The organism is Ruegeria sp. CDSB086 (assembly GCF_059611065.1).
In genome coordinates this window covers 204368-220680 of the sequence record NZ_JBXWOV010000006.1, presented here as the reverse complement: position 1 = coordinate 220680, position 16313 = coordinate 204368, and the positions used below count along the sequence as shown (strand labels likewise).

General features: G+C 54.8%; 20 protein-coding genes. 3 read left to right on the top strand and 17 right to left on the bottom strand.

All coding sequences use genetic code 11. The features are described 5' to 3' along the window. The 7 genes from AC2FIO_RS14070 to AC2FIO_RS14040 form a co-directional block, all read right to left on the bottom strand. Complete coding sequence (locus AC2FIO_RS14070; RefSeq protein ID WP_108862216.1) at positions 1-708, bottom strand: ABC transporter ATP-binding protein; 708 nt, start codon at positions 706-708, stop codon at positions 1-3. Next, a complete protein-coding gene (locus tag AC2FIO_RS14065; RefSeq protein ID WP_496698396.1) occupies positions 701-1429 on the bottom strand; it encodes an ABC transporter ATP-binding protein in 729 nt (242 codons plus the stop codon). Before AC2FIO_RS14065 ends, AC2FIO_RS14070 begins: the two co-directional genes overlap by 8 nt. A gap of 50 nt (positions 1430-1479) precedes the next feature. Then, positions 1480-2760 (bottom strand): ABC transporter substrate-binding protein, encoded by a 1281-nt coding sequence (locus AC2FIO_RS14060; protein ID WP_282153286.1) that lies wholly within the window; start codon positions 2758-2760, stop codon positions 1480-1482. 43 nt (positions 2761-2803) lie between these two features. Continuing rightward, positions 2804-3730 carry a 3-hydroxyacyl-CoA dehydrogenase family protein gene (locus AC2FIO_RS14055; protein ID WP_282170014.1) on the bottom strand — a complete coding sequence of 309 codons (927 nt, stop codon included), beginning with the start codon at positions 3728-3730 and terminating at the stop codon, positions 2804-2806. Further along, positions 3731-4516, bottom strand: a complete 786-nt coding sequence (locus tag AC2FIO_RS14050) for an SDR family NAD(P)-dependent oxidoreductase (RefSeq protein ID WP_108862219.1) — start codon at positions 4514-4516, stop codon at positions 3731-3733. Positions 4517-4527: 11 nt separating this feature from the next. Then, a complete protein-coding gene (locus AC2FIO_RS14045; protein ID WP_282170015.1) occupies positions 4528-4872 on the bottom strand; it encodes a cupin domain-containing protein in 345 nt (114 codons plus the stop codon). A 66-nt stretch (positions 4873-4938) separates the two neighbouring features. Further along, entirely contained in the window at positions 4939-5775 is an 837-nt protein-coding gene (locus AC2FIO_RS14040) for a cyclase family protein (RefSeq protein WP_058273376.1), read from the bottom strand. A 214-nt stretch (positions 5776-5989) separates the two neighbouring features. Between AC2FIO_RS14040 and AC2FIO_RS14035 the strand changes: the two genes are divergently transcribed. Beyond that, positions 5990-6736, top strand: a complete 747-nt coding sequence (locus tag AC2FIO_RS14035) for an IclR family transcriptional regulator (RefSeq protein WP_282121276.1) — start codon at positions 5990-5992, stop codon at positions 6734-6736. A 186-nt stretch (positions 6737-6922) separates the two neighbouring features. On the opposite strand, the gene AC2FIO_RS14030 is transcribed toward AC2FIO_RS14035, so the two are convergent. The 10 genes from AC2FIO_RS14030 to AC2FIO_RS13985 are packed head-to-tail and all read right to left on the bottom strand — an operon-like array spanning position 6923 to position 15132. Then, a complete protein-coding gene (locus AC2FIO_RS14030; RefSeq protein ID WP_282170017.1) occupies positions 6923-8047 on the bottom strand; it encodes a cytochrome-c peroxidase in 1125 nt (374 codons plus the stop codon). After that, positions 8044-8421: a hypothetical protein gene (locus tag AC2FIO_RS14025; RefSeq protein WP_108862223.1), complete on the bottom strand. Its 378-nt coding sequence runs from the start codon at positions 8419-8421 to the stop codon at positions 8044-8046. Before AC2FIO_RS14025 ends, AC2FIO_RS14030 begins: the two co-directional genes overlap by 4 nt. Beyond that, positions 8418-9248: an amidohydrolase family protein gene (locus AC2FIO_RS14020; RefSeq protein WP_496698390.1), complete on the bottom strand. Its 831-nt coding sequence runs from the start codon at positions 9246-9248 to the stop codon at positions 8418-8420. The genes AC2FIO_RS14025 and AC2FIO_RS14020 overlap by 4 nt, the downstream gene beginning before the upstream one ends. Continuing rightward, positions 9245-10111 (bottom strand): dioxygenase family protein, encoded by an 867-nt coding sequence (locus tag AC2FIO_RS14015; protein WP_058273380.1) that lies wholly within the window; start codon positions 10109-10111, stop codon positions 9245-9247. Before AC2FIO_RS14015 ends, AC2FIO_RS14020 begins: the two co-directional genes overlap by 4 nt. 10 nt (positions 10112-10121) lie before the next feature. Further along, positions 10122-11426 carry a TRAP transporter large permease gene (locus AC2FIO_RS14010; protein WP_496698388.1) on the bottom strand — a complete coding sequence of 435 codons (1305 nt, stop codon included), beginning with the start codon at positions 11424-11426 and terminating at the stop codon, positions 10122-10124. Next, positions 11423-11974 (bottom strand): TRAP transporter small permease subunit, encoded by a 552-nt coding sequence (locus tag AC2FIO_RS14005; RefSeq protein WP_496698386.1) that lies wholly within the window; start codon positions 11972-11974, stop codon positions 11423-11425. The genes AC2FIO_RS14010 and AC2FIO_RS14005 overlap by 4 nt, the downstream gene beginning before the upstream one ends. A 30-nt stretch (positions 11975-12004) precedes the next feature. Further along, entirely contained in the window at positions 12005-13078 is a 1074-nt protein-coding gene (locus AC2FIO_RS14000; protein WP_496698384.1) for a C4-dicarboxylate TRAP transporter substrate-binding protein, read from the bottom strand. 33 nt (positions 13079-13111) lie between these two features. After that, entirely contained in the window at positions 13112-13567 is a 456-nt protein-coding gene (locus tag AC2FIO_RS13995; RefSeq protein WP_109312673.1) for an OsmC family protein, read from the bottom strand. Positions 13568-13585: 18 nt separating this feature from the next. Next, positions 13586-14251 carry a malonic semialdehyde reductase gene (locus AC2FIO_RS13990; protein WP_496698382.1) on the bottom strand — a complete coding sequence of 222 codons (666 nt, stop codon included), beginning with the start codon at positions 14249-14251 and terminating at the stop codon, positions 13586-13588. After that, on the bottom strand, positions 14248-15132 hold the full coding sequence (locus AC2FIO_RS13985) for a fumarylacetoacetate hydrolase family protein (RefSeq protein ID WP_496698380.1): 885 nt from the start codon (positions 15130-15132) through the stop codon (positions 14248-14250). The genes AC2FIO_RS13990 and AC2FIO_RS13985 overlap by 4 nt, the downstream gene beginning before the upstream one ends. 85 nt (positions 15133-15217) lie before the next feature. On the opposite strand from AC2FIO_RS13985, the gene AC2FIO_RS13980 reads away from it, so the two are divergent. Further along, positions 15218-15604 carry a YciI family protein gene (locus AC2FIO_RS13980; protein WP_496698378.1) on the top strand — a complete coding sequence of 129 codons (387 nt, stop codon included), beginning with the start codon at positions 15218-15220 and terminating at the stop codon, positions 15602-15604. A gap of 51 nt (positions 15605-15655) precedes the next feature. Beyond that, complete coding sequence (locus AC2FIO_RS13975) at positions 15656-16312, top strand: GntR family transcriptional regulator (protein WP_496698376.1); 657 nt, start codon at positions 15656-15658, stop codon at positions 16310-16312. Position 16313 lies beyond the last annotated feature (1 nt).

The following is a 16313-nucleotide window of genomic DNA, read 5'->3' as shown; positions in this document are numbered from 1 at the left end:
TTATTCGATCCCGAAATAAGCGCGCGAGATGTCTTCGCGCGAAACGGTGTCAGACGCGCTCTCCAGCGAAACGCGTCCCTCTTGCAGGCAGTAGACCCGGCTCGAGACCGACAGTGCCTTGGTGATGTCCTGTTCAACGATGATCGCGCTCATACCCTCGCCAATAATGCCGGGAAGCGCTTCGTAGATGTCTTTGATGATTATCGGCGCCAGCCCGAGGCTAACTTCGTCAAAGAGGATCAAATCAGGGTTGGCCATGAGAGCGCGCCCGATAGCAACCATCTGCTGTTGACCGCCAGAGAGCGAAGTAGAGGCCTGATCTTTTCGCTCTTCAAGGATCGGAAATAGATCGTAGACGGCTTTCAGATCCCAGGGGCCTTTGCGGCCAACCTGAGCTCCTATCATCAGGTTCTCTTTGACTGACAAAGAGGGGAACAATTGGCGACCCTCTGGAACCATCGCCAGGCCAAGTTCTGCAACCTCGTCCGCTCGAAGTCGGCTGACATCCTGCCCCCGGTAGTGGATCTGACCCGGTCCGTTCGTCAGCAACCCTGTGATGGACCGCATCAAGGTGGTTTTTCCCGCACCGTTTGCACCAATAATGGCAAGGACTTCGCCCTCGCCCACGTCCAGTTCGACGTCGTAGAGCGCTTGGAAGTCGCCGTAGAAAGAGTTTAACCCGCGTGTCTGGAGAATTGGATCAGGCATCGGCTTCGATCCCTAGATATATCTCTTTGACCTCAGTGCTTTCCATGATTGCCTGCGGCTCGCCCTCGGCGATCTTCTTTCCGAAGTCGATAACGATCAGGCGGTCCACAACGGCCAACACGGCGTGCACAACGTGTTCGATCCAGATGATGGTGACGCCGGAGGCATGAATGTCCTTGATGGTTTGAACCAGTGATTTGCACTCGGCTTCGGTCAGCCCACCGGCGATTTCATCCAGCAGCAGCAATCTTGGCTTGGCGCAAAGCGCGCGTGTCAGTTCCAGGCGTTTTCGTTCCAGCAATGTCAGGCTACCTGCAACAGTGTTTGCCTTTGGCAGCAGCTCCGTTTGATCCAGTACTTCCAGACAAAACCGTTCAGCTTGGTGCCCACGCAGCCCAGCCGATTGCGTGGCGGCGATCATGGCGTTTTCGAAAACGGTCATGCCCGAAAACGGCTGCGGGACCTGAAACGAACGGGCGATCCCTGCATGGCTGCGTCTTGCTGCGCTCCATTTGGTGACGTTCTGACCATCAAACTCGATACGTCCGGAATTCGGTTTCAGCGTTCCAGTGATCAGGTTGAACATCGAGGTTTTACCGGCGCCATTAGGGCCAATCACCCCAAGTGCCTCACCTTGTTGGACCTGATAGTTCAGCGCATCGGCGACAGTGACTGCGCCAAATGCTTTGCTCAGGTCTTGGAGATTCAGGATTGTTGTCATGCTTCTCTCGGATGAAGGGTTCGGCACCAAGATCGGCGCCGAACAATTGGTCAGCCCAGCAGCTTCATGTCTGCCGTCACCGGAACCTCGGGCGCGGTGCTGTTTGCAACGATCTGCAACTCATACGCGTCCCCGGACTTTTGCCACTGACCACCGACCAATGGTGTTTTAGTGACATTGTTCATCGGCCCATCACCCCAGTTCACCGGCCCGACGATGGTGTTCAGGTTGGTGGATGTGATTGCCGAGATGATCGAAGTGGGGTCTTCCAGATCATCAGCCCGTTTGATCACATCGGCGACGACCTCGAACAGAGCGTGTTTGAAGCCAAGCGGTTGCGTCCATGGACGTCCCGACTCTGCTGTGTACCCTTCTGCCAGTTGTTTCGACGAAATGCCGGTCAGCGAGGACGAGAACGGGTGATGTGGAGACCACCAGACCTCGGTCGACAATCCATCGCCACGATCGCCGAGCGATTCAATGACAGACGGGAACAACAGCGCCTTGCCGATCGTGACAACCTTGGGGTTGAACCCCTGCTGTGCGGCCTGGCTCCAGAACGTTGCGAAATCCGGCGGGATCATGTTGCCGGTAACGATTTCACATCCAGCCGCCTTAAACGCTGCGATCTGGTTTGAGAAGTCGTCAGACAACGGCTGATAGCGGCCGGGATCGGTCAGCGTGTATCCTGCAGCAGCAAGCGGTTTGGGCAGGCCCAGTTCCGCATCACCCCAGGCATTGCCATCGGCATCATTGGGGAAAAGACCGCCCACGGTCTTGGCCACGCCTGTCTTGTCCCACATGTCGAGGAAAGCGGCGATAACGTCTTCAAGACCCCAGAAGAAGTGATAGGTGTTTTCAAACCCTTCGCCCGGAACGCCGTTGCGGCCAAAGAAGTATGGCTGCCACGGGCAGTCGGTTGTGATGCAAGGAACTTCATTGATCTCTGCCTGATCGGCGACAGGGTTCACCGTGTCCGGCGTTGAAGCCGCAACAATGATATCGACCTCATCTCCCAGAATCAGGTCAGCGGCGACCTCTGCTGCGCGGTTTGGATTGGACTGGCTGTCTTTTGAAATGATCTCGACATTCCAGGTCTTGCCGTTGTTGTCCAACCCCGCCGAAAAGACCTGCTGGATGGCTTGCAGTACATATTCGTCGGCCTCGGCAAAACCGGCCAGTGGTCCGGTGCGCGGGCTGACATTGCCGATCCGCAGCGTCGGGTTCGCGGCATAGGCTCGCGTTGCCCGAAGGATGGCCGGCGCAGCAATCGCCGCTGTGGCACCGGCTATGAAACCACGCCTTGTGGCTGTTTTGAAAGTCCTTGTCATTGCGTCCTCCCTTCACCGGCCTCCCGCCAGTGTTTGATTGATCTTACAAAGTCTTCTCGAGATTTTTCAGATGCGTTGCGACACGCTGGCGAACTTCATCTGCCTCGCCTTCGGCCCACTTTCTGAACCCTTCGCCGGATTTCATGCCCAACTTGCCCGCATCGACGAGCGCCTTGAGATAGGTTGAGGGGCCCTTGTGCGCCTCAAGATCGTGCAGCACGTTTTCATGGATATCGAGCGTCAGATCGGTGCCAACAAGGTCAGCGTTCTCTAAAGGTCCAAGCACTGCCAACCGGCGGCCAAAACTGGACTTGATCACGGTATCAACCGCCTCTGCGTCGCAGATACCGTTTTCCACCAGACTGACCGCTTCCCGCCACAACGCGTGTTGAAGGCGATTACCGATAAAGCCGGGCACATCCTTTTCGACCATCACCGGAGTTTTTCCGGCATCCTTCAATAGATCGTACATTGTCTGTGCAGTCTCTGGGTCTGTCCACTCAGTCTTGATGACCTCGACCAACGGGATCATATGCGGCGGGTTCCACCAATGCGTTCCGATGGCCCGGTTTTTCAGCCGCAAACCAGACATGATCTGAGTGATCGGCATGACCGAAGTATTGGATGCGAGAATGCAAGTCTCTGGTGCGTGCGCCTCGATTTCAGCAAATATCGCTTGCTTAAGTTCCAATTTTTCCGGCGCCGCTTCGAAAACCGCGTCCGCATTTCGGACCGCGCTTTCCGTTGTCGCAAAGATCTCAATCATCTTGAGGGTCTTTGTGATTTTATCCTCGTCATCCCCCATCGCCGCCATGCTGGCGCGAATGCGCTCTGACACCGTATCCCGGGCTCCTTTCACCGGATCCGTGATGGCGACGTATTGACCGGCCTTCGCTAAAGTCAGGGCAATGCCATGGCCCATCAGGCCTGCGCCAATCACTGCCATCTGCTGTTTTTTACGCACCATCATTTAGCCCGCCGTATATCCACCGTCGGCATGAAGGATATGCCCGGTGTAGAAATCAGATGCGCGCGACGCGAGAAACAGTAGAGGACCGGCAAGGTCTTCTGGCTCACCCAGTCGCCCCTTGGGAACACGGGTAAGGAAGCCATCGCGCACCGCTTTGGCCTCGTCGGTTTCTTCGAACATCCAAGCTGTCAAAGGAGACCTAAACACTGTCGGCGCGATCGCGTTGACGGTAATTCCAGTCGGCCCGAGCTCACACCCCAAGGCTTTAGTGATCCCGTTTACTGCAGCCTTTGATGCGCAATACGCAGTATAGCCAGCCGGGTGGCCAAGGATACTACGAGCGGAACTGACGAAGATGATCTTGCCATATTCGCTGACCTTCATCTGTTTCGCAGCCGAACGCGCAAGTAACCAGCTTTGATTGACGTTGGCATCCATCACCGCATCAAAGGTTTCGGGAGCCATTTCGTTGATTGGAGCGACTTTGTTCATACCGGACGCGACGACGAGAATGTCCAGCTTGCCAAAACTGTTGACCGCTTCATCGACCAACGCGTCGCATGACGCTTCATCGTTTGGGCGTGTGTTCACTGTTACAACAGCAGCTCCGAGTTCCTCGCACTCTTTGGCAATCTCATCGAGCGCTTGTTGGTTGCCTGCTGCCAAAACCAAGTTGCAACCGGCCCCGGCAAGAACACGTGCGGCCACCATGCCAAAAGCCCCAGAGGCCCCCGTGATCAGTGCGACATTGTCCTTAACATCAAACATCTTGAGTGGATTAGACATACTATTCGTCCTCAGCTTTCTGGCGGGTACGGAATGACGACAAGCATCTTGCAGGTGTGGTTCGAACGGTTTTCAATTTTACGAACTTCGCCCGGCGCGATCGTGCAGCTGTCCATGGGACCCAGGGTGGTTTCCACTCCATCAACGATGACGGTCATTTCGCCGTCCAAAACCACGTAGACCTTCTCGAACGGCGTAGAGTCCGGCCCCGCGCCTCCACCCGGCAGGAACTGACTGAAGCCGATCCATTGATTTGTCGGCCCGCCTTCCTCGAACCCCTGCAAACGAAGCCCGTGGCATCCAAAGTGGTTCGGTGCTTCGTAGGGTTGGGCGTCTTTAAACCGCTTTAGATGCATGTTCGTCCCCGCTCAGGATTATAGTAATGGTGGCCGCCGGCGAACCGGCGACCGGTCCGTGAGTGTTCAGAATTCTTCGCCAGCTTCGATGCGATAGGACTGGTTCTTGTCGATCATCGCCACCAAGCGGATGATGCAGCCATCACCACGGTCCCAGTTCCAAGGGAAGAATGCGAAGGTGCATCGCTTGCCGGTCACCGCATCAAGGTCACCGCCAACATTTTCAATTCCAAGAATACCTCTGGAGAACAGCATATTGTGCACCGGTTCCCACTCAGGGAAGTCAACTTCCCACGGAGTTCCGCCTGACCACTCAAGATATTCCTTCTCAAGATGCGGCATGATCGGACCGTTTCGCTGCGGGCCGATGGCTGTTGCCAGCGGGTGGTCGTTTGCCTGGGTGTCATGCCCGACAACTTTCACACCTTTTTCGATCATCCACTCGGCGGCTGAAGGGACAAGACCCGGGCAGTAGGCGAAGTAGTCACCATCTTCGTACTGCTTGTGCCAACCGGTATTGATGATCAGAACGTCGCCCTTGCGGATCGCATGCCCGCAAGCCTTTTCCAGATCATCGCCTGTGATTTGCTCCCACTTTTTCTTGGGGACAGAAACCACCAGGCCCGAACCGAAGAAATGCGGCAGCGGTACCTCGTCGATGAACGGCGTTCCCTGAACAACATGTGCCGGAGCATCGATATGCGTGGTCACGTGCATGGTCGTGGTAATCGTTTGCGACAACACGCCCGACTTGGCCATGTAGTGTTTTCGGTCGATCTGGACGTCTTTGAAATAGGGCCAGTTAGGGCATTGAAACCCGTATCTGTGACTCAGGTTATAGAACTCCAGCCCCATATCATTGTCGGTGTTGCCCTGGAACTCGATGCCGCGGATTTCAACCATTGGGCATATCTCCTCTGTTCGCCGACGAAGCGGCGTTGGTCGATTTGAATTGAATGGGTGGCCTCCCCACCTGTCCCGTATCATGATGCATACGCACCGCGATGCGGTCAACTTAAAACTCACATTACGGTTGACTTGCACCGCATAGTGGTACAGCTTGCCAGTGCGCCTGACACCCGCAGCGGCAGAACCAAGAAACGAAGAGGAGGTGTAAATGCCTGATAAAAATGACAAAGGTGGCATTCAGGTCATTTCGAGAGCAGCTTCGATTCTGCGTGTCCTGAAGGAAAGCCAGTCCGGAATGAGCCTGGGGAAAATTGCCGAACGCGTTGACCTGCCCCGCTCTACGGTACAGAGAATCACTAGTGCCCTTGCGGAAGAGAAGTTTGTTATTTCCGATGCGAATGGAGGCGGTCTGCGGCTCGGCCCTGAACTGAACGCCCTTGCCGGAGCGGCCCAATATAGCATTGTCGAGCACTGCCGGCTTCTCTTGACTGAACTGACACAAAAGACCGGAGAAACAACTGACCTAGCGGTTATGCGCGGTATCGGTATGGTTTTTCTGGATCAGGTTCCCGGCGTATACCGTTTGACTACAGTTTCGCAAGTGGGCGAGGTTTTTCCTTTGACCACCACGGCGAATGGCAAAGCATGTCTTGCCAAACTCAGTAAAGAAGATGCGATCAAGCTAATTCGAAACGAATGGGACCGGAACGGAATCCAGAGGAACTTAGATGAGTTTTTGTCCGAACTGGCCATGATCCGAGAACAAGGCCTTGCCTATGACATGGACGAGCATTCTGCCGGTGTGTCGGCAATAGGATTTTCCTTCGTCGATTGGGTTGGAGATTTGCACGCAATCTCCATCCCGGTGCCAACGACACGGTTTTCACGACAAAAAGAAACTATTGAACAAGCGCTTCTTGAGACAGCCGCCAATATCCACCAAACTTTTCAGTGATCTGACAAGCGAAGTTTGGGTTCGGTTGAACCGTGTACCCCGACTGACTCAATCGTACACTATAATTGGAATAGACTCGGGAGAGCACTTTCTTGAAGAGAAAATGCTCAGACACCAAGGTCTACAACGGTCTCCAAAACCGCAAGCCAGATAGCCCATTTCCAAGCCGTTAACACAAGAGCTGTATTAAGGCGCTTTGGACAGTGACTCCAAAAATGCAGCTAAGTCTGAAATCTCTTGCTCAGACAAGTTCAACTCCGACAGTATGGCTTCACCGTCGGCGTGTAACCTTTCCGTATCAATTTCGCTGTAATGCCTGATCACCGCATCCAAGTCGATCAGGCTGCCGTCATGCATGTAAGGCGCGGTTTCGGCCACGCCCCGTAGGCTTGGCGTACGAAAGGTCCCAAAATCTGAGTGGCTCCTGCGGACACTGCGAACCACCCATGCACCTTGCTTTTCCGGATCATCACTCCAGTTGCCGTCCAATGTGTAAGCGTTTGAAAGCAAGAAGTTCAATCCACCGAACCGCCCTTCGTCGACCTCGGTTTCGCTCAGAAAATATGGAACGCCAGCGTCATGGAACTCATTGTTGGAAAATCTCGGACCATTGTGGCACAACACACAGTTTCCACGCCCTATGAACAACTGAAGACCTCGCCGGGCAGCTTCGGGGTAGGTCGCGGCCGCTGCTAAATCTTGGTTCTCCAATGCATCGCGAAAATCGTCAAACTGTGTCCGGTCCGTAGCCAATGTTTCCAAGTAAGCGGATAGCGTTTTGGCAGTGTTCACCAGCACAAGTTCTGGATCTTGAATCTGGATGTCGCCAAATATGGCTTCAAAATCATCAATGTAGATACTTTCCGAGATAGCTGCCTTTAGGCTTTCTTTACTGTGCGCCATCTCTTGCTCTTCGATGATCGGATGCAAGCTAGCTGCCCACAGGCTATCGCTCTTACCTCCCCAACCGTACCAGCGGAGACCAGCAAGGTTCCGCAGGGATGGAGTGTTTCGATCTACCAGGACGCGACCAAATGCTCGCGCGTCGGACGTGGTAAATGCCTGTTCAGGGTCATGACAACTTGCACAAGTAAATGCTCCGTCGGCTGACAACACCGGATCGTTGAATAAGGCCGCTCCCAGCGCAATCGCTCCTGTATCGTTTGAAACCCTGTTGCTTGGATCCGACTGAAACGAAATTGGCCATGGTCCGAAGGACAACGTTTGCTGAATTTCGTCATCAGACAACAGGACTTCAGAACGAACGGCCCCTGCTAGGACTACAAACGCCGCTGTCACCAGCACCTTCATTTTAGCACGACATCGGAAGTGTAGGATATCGATCGCCTGCCAAAGTTGGTGTCAACTCGCAGTTCCCACAGCCCCGGCATGTGAAACAGCATGTTATCTGCACGAAACACCCTATCGCCTAATGCGGTGATTTTGGGGGCGTAGTTTAGCCCGTGTTGGTGAGCAGGCATTATTGCATCGACGCGCACCTCACTCACGGCAACATCATCACAGACTGTCAGAAGAATAGAAAACGGTTGGGACAATCGAATTTCGTCGAGCGCCACATGCACCTTGGGTGCGTTTTGAATTTCCGAACTCATGCGTTGCCCTGCCGTTTCACAAGCGACGGCCGCGCCAGATGATACTAGAAACCAGACAACCCAGCGGATCATTCTGATGCCAGTAAACGTTCTGCGTTTGCGTATGCGATGTTGTCTGCGATCTGGACCGGAAGCAAATCCAACCACTCCCGTGAAAAATCAGCATGAGGGCCTACGTAGTACCAACGCTCTGGAGCGAACGTATCCGTACCAACCATAAACCGATCCGGGTGCGCTTCGAACGCAGCCTTCCAATCTGGGTCAACACGGCCCCGCGAGACCATATCAGAGCGAAACGCAAGATCGGCCCAAAGCCTTGGATAGGTGTCCAAGGCATCAGTCACACTGGCCGGGTCGTCAAAGCCAGAGTGGGCCCACAATACCCGAGCTTCGGGCCAGGCCTCAAAAATCAGGTCAACGGCCTCTCGATCGCCGTGGTGATGCAGAATTAGGTTCCGTTCTTTTGCCAGCGAGATCATATGCTGGATGACCGGTGTTTTGATATCATCACCATAAGCGTGAAACTCGCCGATGGCTTTGTATTCGTTCTTCGCCAGATTTGCTTCCAGATAACCGATTACCGTTTCATCGTGCATCCAGGTGTTGATCTCACCGCGGCGACGGTAGGGGCGAAGGGCTGGAACAACAATGTCCGGCGCTGCGGCCAACAGTAATTGGGTACCGTTGTCATCCGAGCTGGAAACCAGTGCTTTGCGCACGCCTGCGTCCCGAAGGATTTTGGCAACTTGTTCGGGAGGAACCTGTTTGACGGCATCATGGCTGTAATGAATATGCGCATCGAAGATCGGTCGCTCTTCTGCGATGGCAGTACCACAAAGAAGCGTTGCTCCTAAAATTAAGGTATGTTTCAGCACCGCACCACCCTCAATAGCATTCAAACTCTGGCAAGCTTCACATCAAACTTTACGTGCAAGAAAGGTTCAGTGATCTTGCCAGAAAGTTCCATGCCTTCGGGAAATTCTGAAGCCGGCCTTTCAACATAAGTCATTACCAGGTCATCCCGAACACCAAACACTGTATCCTGATCCAGGTAGGGATCGTCGTCGGGGAAAATCTCGGTAACTAAGGAACGGTGCCCGGGTGCCTTAACGATATAGTGCAGGTGCGACGGTCGCCAAGGATGGCGACCGCAGGCGCGCAGAATGTCCCCGACAGGCCCGTCTGACGGCACGGTGTATTCGACCGGCTTGACGGTCGTGAATGCATACTTACCGTCCTCTCCAGTGGTCATCAGGCCATGAAAAGAAAAGGTGTCCTGTTCTTCATCCTGGCTTGCATACATTCCATTTGGCGCCGTTTGCCAGATGTCGAGTTCTGCACCGCCAATCGGATTACCCTCGGCATCCCTGATAACGCCCTCGGCCAGCAAAACCGGCCCACCGTAGTGACGCTTCATATCACCACCGAATGGCAGTGGCGGTGCGCCAGAAACATGAAAAGGCCCAAGAACAGACGAGCTTGTGGCGTCCGGAGTTGAATGGAGCATGTCCACCAGCGATGACAGTCCCAACACGTCCGAGGCCAAGACAAACTCATGCCTGTCTTCGGTTTCCACAGCGGCGCACCCCTCCAGAAATGCAATTCCCGTTCGCCATTCGTCATGCGTCAGGTTGGTTTCACGGGCGAAATCGTGGAGGTGCTTGACCAGAGACCCCATGATTTCACGCATCCGCGGATCAGTGTCTTTGGACAGGTATCCCATGAACACGTCGGTGATATTGTCTTTGGTGACAGAGCGCATCTTGGCCTCCTTAAATCAGGGCAAGGCTGAGGATCGGGAACTCGATCAGAATGAACAGAACGATTAGCATCACAAACGCAAAGGGCAGCGCGCCCATAAACACGTCCTTCAGCGAGATGCGGTCGTCATTGATCGTCGATTTGATAACAAAGCAGGATATGCCTAAAGGCGGGGTCAAAAGCCCGATTTCGGCGCCGACCACGGTGATGATACCAAACCAGATCAGCGACATATCCAGCGCTTCGGCCATAGGCAGGAACAGCGGGACAACGATCAGGATGATCGAAGCCGTATCCAGCAGTGTTCCCAAAAACAGCATCAAAAGGACGTACAGGAGCATAATCGACCAGAAGGACGCGGAATTCCCCGCAAGCAGGTCCTGCAACTGGTTGGGCAGCCCCGCCAGTCCCAGCATGCGGCTATAAATTGACGCTGCAGTGATCAGGAACAAGATCGCCGCTGTGATATGACCGGTTTCCAGCAACGCGTCCCAGAACGCTTTTGGGGACATGGATCTACGTAGGACAGCGATGATCAACGCCACGAAGGCACCGGCTGCTCCTGCCTCGACCGCAGTAAGCCAGCCGGTGTAGATTCCGCCAAGAACGATAGTGATGATGCACAATGTCGGCAGGGTTTTGGACGTGATCTCGCGCCCGGACATCCATTCGGTATCATCGACGACACGGCCGCCCACGAATGCTGGCGTGAAACGGCCCATGGCCCAGATCGCGCCGACATAGGCGATCGCCAGCATGATCCCCGGAATAATCCCCGCCAGGAACATGTCCCCCACCGATTGTTCGGCGACAAAGGAATAGATGATCAGCATCGCGGAAGGCGGGATGATCATGCCAAGAACCGAAGAACCGGCCACCACGCCAACAGCAAAGCGTGGGTTGTAATCCTGCGCCATCATCTGCGGCACCGAAACTTTGGTGAATACGGATGCGGATGCAATGGACGATCCGGTCACTGCGGCAAAGACGGCGTTGGCTCCAACCGTGGCCATTCCAATCCCGCCTTTGACCTTGCGAAACCGCATGGTCATGACTTCGTAAATGTCCCTGCCTAACCCAGCCTTTGAAACGATGAGCCCCATGAAGGTAAACAGCGGGATAGTCGCGAAGCTATATTCCATCGCGCTGTCGCCGACCGCCACTTTCAGCAGGTTCAGCGCTAGCGTGAAGTTGTCCCGCATCAGCCAGATCGACACGAAAGAGACGACGCCCAAGGCGATGGGAATGTAGACGCCCGCATAAATCAGAAAAACAATGGCAACGACCGAGATCAGGCCAATCTCAATCGGCGTCATTCTGCGGCCTCGTCATGTTCAGGGGTGCGAATAAGTTGCGGACGGTCCTGCGCCGTGACGACCTTGAGCAGGAAGATCACGCAGGCAAGCGCAGTACCGCACGCGATGACCAGTTTGACGGGCCACCATGGCAATGTGAAAAGACCGGGCACTCCGAAGTAGTCCTGCGTCTGCCACATGTGTAGGAATTCAGGAAATGTCACATAGGCAATCAATGCCATGAAAATCGCCGAGATGGCATTGATGATGCGCCTCAGATTGGCTGTTAGCCCCGGGCGACGATGGTGCAGCAGATTCAGGAACCCGTCCGAGCGTGTTAACCGATCTACTCTGACCACGTCCGCCAACTGCAGAAAGACGATCATCACGACCGAAAACTGCACCATCTCATAAGTGCCACGCAATGGGGCTGAAAACAGGCCACGTGCAATAACGTCGACATTCAGAACAACCACCAACGCCAGGACGACGAGCGTACCCAAAGCGTTGGCGGCGATTGCTAGTAAATTGGCGACCCGCGACAGGCCAGCAACTGCGGTCTTCAGCATGAAAGGCCCCTTTCGTGGATCGCCGGACGGTTATTCGGCCGTCCAGTCACGCACTCCGGTGAAACCGGCGTCTTGAAGCTTGCCAAGGTAGGCGGCCAGCATTTCCGTTCCTTGTTCGCCGTTGTCATTCAGCGTCGCGGCCCATTCCTGCGCGACATTCGGCATGGCGTTTGCCCATGCGGCGCGGTCTTCGTCCGAAACCTCAACGATCGTTCCACCGGCTTCAACGTAAGCATCCCGCGAAGCAGCAGCCCTGTCCATCGCGATACCGGCGACATGGTCACGGTAATCGATGGCAACCGCCGTCAACACCTCTTTGACTTCGTCCGGCAGGCTTGCCCAATAGTCTGCATTAACCGTGATGGTTTTTGAGTTCACAGCACCCAGATCGGCCTTGAGCATATACGGGGCAACTTCAGCGATCTTGAACGTCTTCGCCGCTTCGGGCCACAGCATTCCACAATCAACCAGACCCGTCTGAAGCATGTTGTAGAAATCGGTCAGCCCACCGCGCACACCTGCCGCATCCTTAATGCCTTCGAGATATCGCAGGTTAAGCCCTGCACCGGCAATCTTGCGACCCTCTAGATCTGATACCGAGGCAACCGGTTCCGTGCAGAAAATTTGATACGTGTCTAGGACAACGCCTGTGGCCAGATAGACTTGGTTCTGCGCAGCAAACTCGTTTTGCATCGCCGGGTATTCGCGTGCGATTTCATCTACGGCCTTGGCCACGGCTCGGGAATCCGATGCCACAAAGGGTGTCGATCCCGAAATACCTTGGCTGGGCAGCTTCGAAGAATGGAAGATGGTTGTGACGATGCCTATGTCACCAAGGCCCAGCTGGATTCCCTCCAGAACGCCTTTCGGCTTTACGATTGAACCGCCATAGTTCTCCTGCCAGTTCATCTTGTAGTTGCCGGCGTCGGCCAGTCGCTTGTCCACCTCCGGAATGAAGAAGTTGGTGAACTCCTTCACCCATAATGCCCGGTCTGGGTAGCCATCGATGACAACGACAGAAATAGTTTCCTCTGCTGCGGCGGGCAGCGCCATGACGCTTGCCAGAGCAGCTCCGATAAGGCTGCGTTTGGTCCAGATTTTCATTTCTCTCCTCCCAGAAAGTCGGGCCTTTTGTCTTTATTGGTTTGTTTTGACCCAGTTGACGGTCAGGTCCGTGCCTGCCGCTTCAAATAGTTTTGCGATGGCGCAATACTTGGCTGTCTCTTCGCCCACCCGTGTCAGCTCCTCCTGACTGGCGGGCGTGTCACACTTCACGGTGAGCTCGATTTCCGGAAACGGAACATCGATCTCCTCCTCCATCAGGACACCGCGCCGATCCAGCCTGCATTTCGCGTCGATTGTCACCGCGCCGAGATCAACTCCCAACCGGTGTGCATTCTTGTGCCCGATGACGTTCGTACAGGCGATCAAGGCTGCCATTGCGGTTTCGGTCGGAGACGGGCCAAGATTTGTTCCGCCGCGTTCGACGGGTTCGTCGACAACCACATCAAGGTCGCGAATTGGGATCTCGGTACGCGCATGTGTCGGGCATTGAGCTGTCGTTCGGTAAGTCACGACAGGTTTTACTTTCATGGCCACGGGGTTAACTCCTCATGCATATGAGCAAACCTTTTCGAATGGAAAACGTGGAAGCTTCTGGAACAGACCGGTCTCGTCTGCGTAGCCCAAATTGCAAAGAAAATTGGACTTGAGCGTCGTGCCCGCGAAGAACTCCTCGTCGACGATCTTGTTCGAAAAACCTGACATGGCGCCGACGTCCAACCCGACAGCCCGGGCCGCAATCATGAAGTACGCGCCCTGCAGAGTGCCGTTTCGGTAGGCCGTGTCCGCTACGTATTCGGGTTTGTTTTCAAACAAGGGCCGACGGTCTTCGTGAGGAAAAAGAAACGGCAGTTCCTTCCAGAAGTCCAAGTCGTAGGCAATGATCGCCGTGACCGGTGCATCCATCATCTTTGGCACGTTTTTCGGCTTTAGCGACTTGGCAAGCCGTTCTTTGCCTTCAGTGCTTTTCACGAAAATAAAGCGCGCGGGCAACGTGTTCATGCTGGTCGCGCCGTTGATCGTGATGTCATAGATCTCTTTAAGTAGGTCGTCAGAAACAGGCTTGTTGGTCCACGCGTAGTGCGATCTAGATTCGCGCAGGATCAAGGCAATCGCGTCATCCGACAAACGTGGAATCCGTTCGCGCAGATCGCGATGATCCTGCTGCGCCTTGGCGCGAAGTGCCTCCAGCTCTGCCCCGGTTGGTGCGCTCATGCTGCGGCCACCTTTGACTTGGAGTCCTTTTCGTCGATGATCGGGCTGGCGCAGATTCCGATGCCTTCAATTTCGACTTCGACGGTTTCACCCGGCTTCAGCCAACGGGGATTGGGCTTTTTGGCATGACCGACACCCGGTGGTGTGCCCAACGCAATCAGGTCTCCGGGCTCAAGAGTGGTGTATTCCGAAATCGTCGCAATGACCTGACGAACGCCCCAGATCATGTTGGCCGTGTTCGAGCTTTGTAGGATTTCATCGCCCACGCGGCTTTCGATCTTCAGACCGGAAGCCCCTTCGGGCAGTTCGTCCGGCGTTACGGTGAACGGACCGATTGCTCCCGTATCATCGAAGTTTTTGCCAGGCGTCCATTGAACGGTTTTGCGCTGATAGTCCCGCAGCGACCCGTCGTTGAACGCGGTGTAGCCAAAGACATAACCCAGTGCGTCCTCTTCCGAGATATGCCGACCTCTTTTTCCAACGATCAGCATAAGCTCGGCTTCGTAGTCTAGCTTCTCAGAACAGGTAGGCCGCACCATGGGCTGCCCCGCCGCCATGATCGAGTTTTTCCCGCGCATGAAAAGCGTCGGATACTCCGGAATATCATACCCGCCTTCCTTGATGTGGTCCGTGTAGTTCAAACCCATACAAATGATCGTGCCAGGCGCGACCACCGGCAATGCTGGTGTGATAGACGACACAGGCACACTGTCTGCAGCGGTGACTTTGTCAGCCAGTGAGTCGGCCAGCCCAGGCTTGGCTATTAACCCCATCAGATCGGAACCGACGGCAGCGTCCAAAGCCGTTAAATTCACTGCGTTTTCACCGTTCACAACAAAGACCGCAGTGCCTTCCGAGGTTTCTCCCACCAGGTATTTCATTTTCACCATCCATGTCAGTTCGCTTGATTTTTGCCGACTATTTTGCAATATGTCAAATAATATCGATTTTTTTTGGAGGTCCGCGATGGTTGCTTGGGCAGATTATAAATCAGAAGCGAAAAGCCGTGGCGCACTGGCACTGGAGCTTTATGTTGCACTCAGCACACCAGCCAAAGCGCCAGAAGACGTAAAGGCGTCACTTCCAGATCACTTGGCGTATCAGGCGGATCTTGAACGCGCGGGAAAGTTGGCTTTTGCTGGGCCGATGTCGGATGAGACCGGTGAGCATATGCAAGGGGTTGGCCTGATCATCTATCGCGCTGATAGTCTTGAGGCCGCGCGGAAGCTGGCCGAGGACGACCCCATGCACAAAAGCGGGGCGCGCAGCTTTGTACTTCGGCGCTGGATGATAAACGAAGGTTCGCTGAACCTTTCAGTTGGTCTATCGACTGGCACGAGCGCCCTCAGTTAAGAGCACGCAAGAGTTTTTGCCGCCAAAAAGGAACAGTCGGATATGGACGCCATGCTTGATATCGAGGGCAAAGAGACATCAGCCACTCATGGCGCGTATCGAAGGCTGCGCGAAATGATACTGACCGGCGAATTGCCGCCCGGACAAAAACTTAAGATCGAGCAGCTCCGCGGCCTTCTAAACACTGGCGCAAGTCCAGTTCGCGAGGCGCTGAGCCTCTTGACCTCGGACATGTTGGTTGAACGGATTGACCAGCGCGGGTTTAGGGCTGCGCCCGTGAGTAAGAGTAACTTCGAGGAAATCCTGCTGCTGCGATGCAACCTCGAGGAAACCGCGTTGCGTGCCTCCATCGCCAACGCGGATGCGGCCTGGGAGGATCGGCTTGTTTTGCGTCACCACCATATGAAAAAGGCCGGCCAAAATGGGGCGCACGACTTTGAAGACGCTCATAAAGCGTTTCACATGGCGTTGTTGGACAATTCGAAACTGCCGTTGCTTCTACGATATTGTTCGCAGCTCTACGACCTGAACATTCGCTACCGCTATCTGGCGGCGGGCGGTTCGAGCTATAAAAAGCGGGACATCGCCGCCGAACATCATCACATTCTGGACGCCGCATTAGATCATGACGCAGACAGCGCGACCAAGCACTTGATCGATCACTACCGTCGAACGGGTGAGTACCTGAGCAGCCAGATGGATTCCTGAA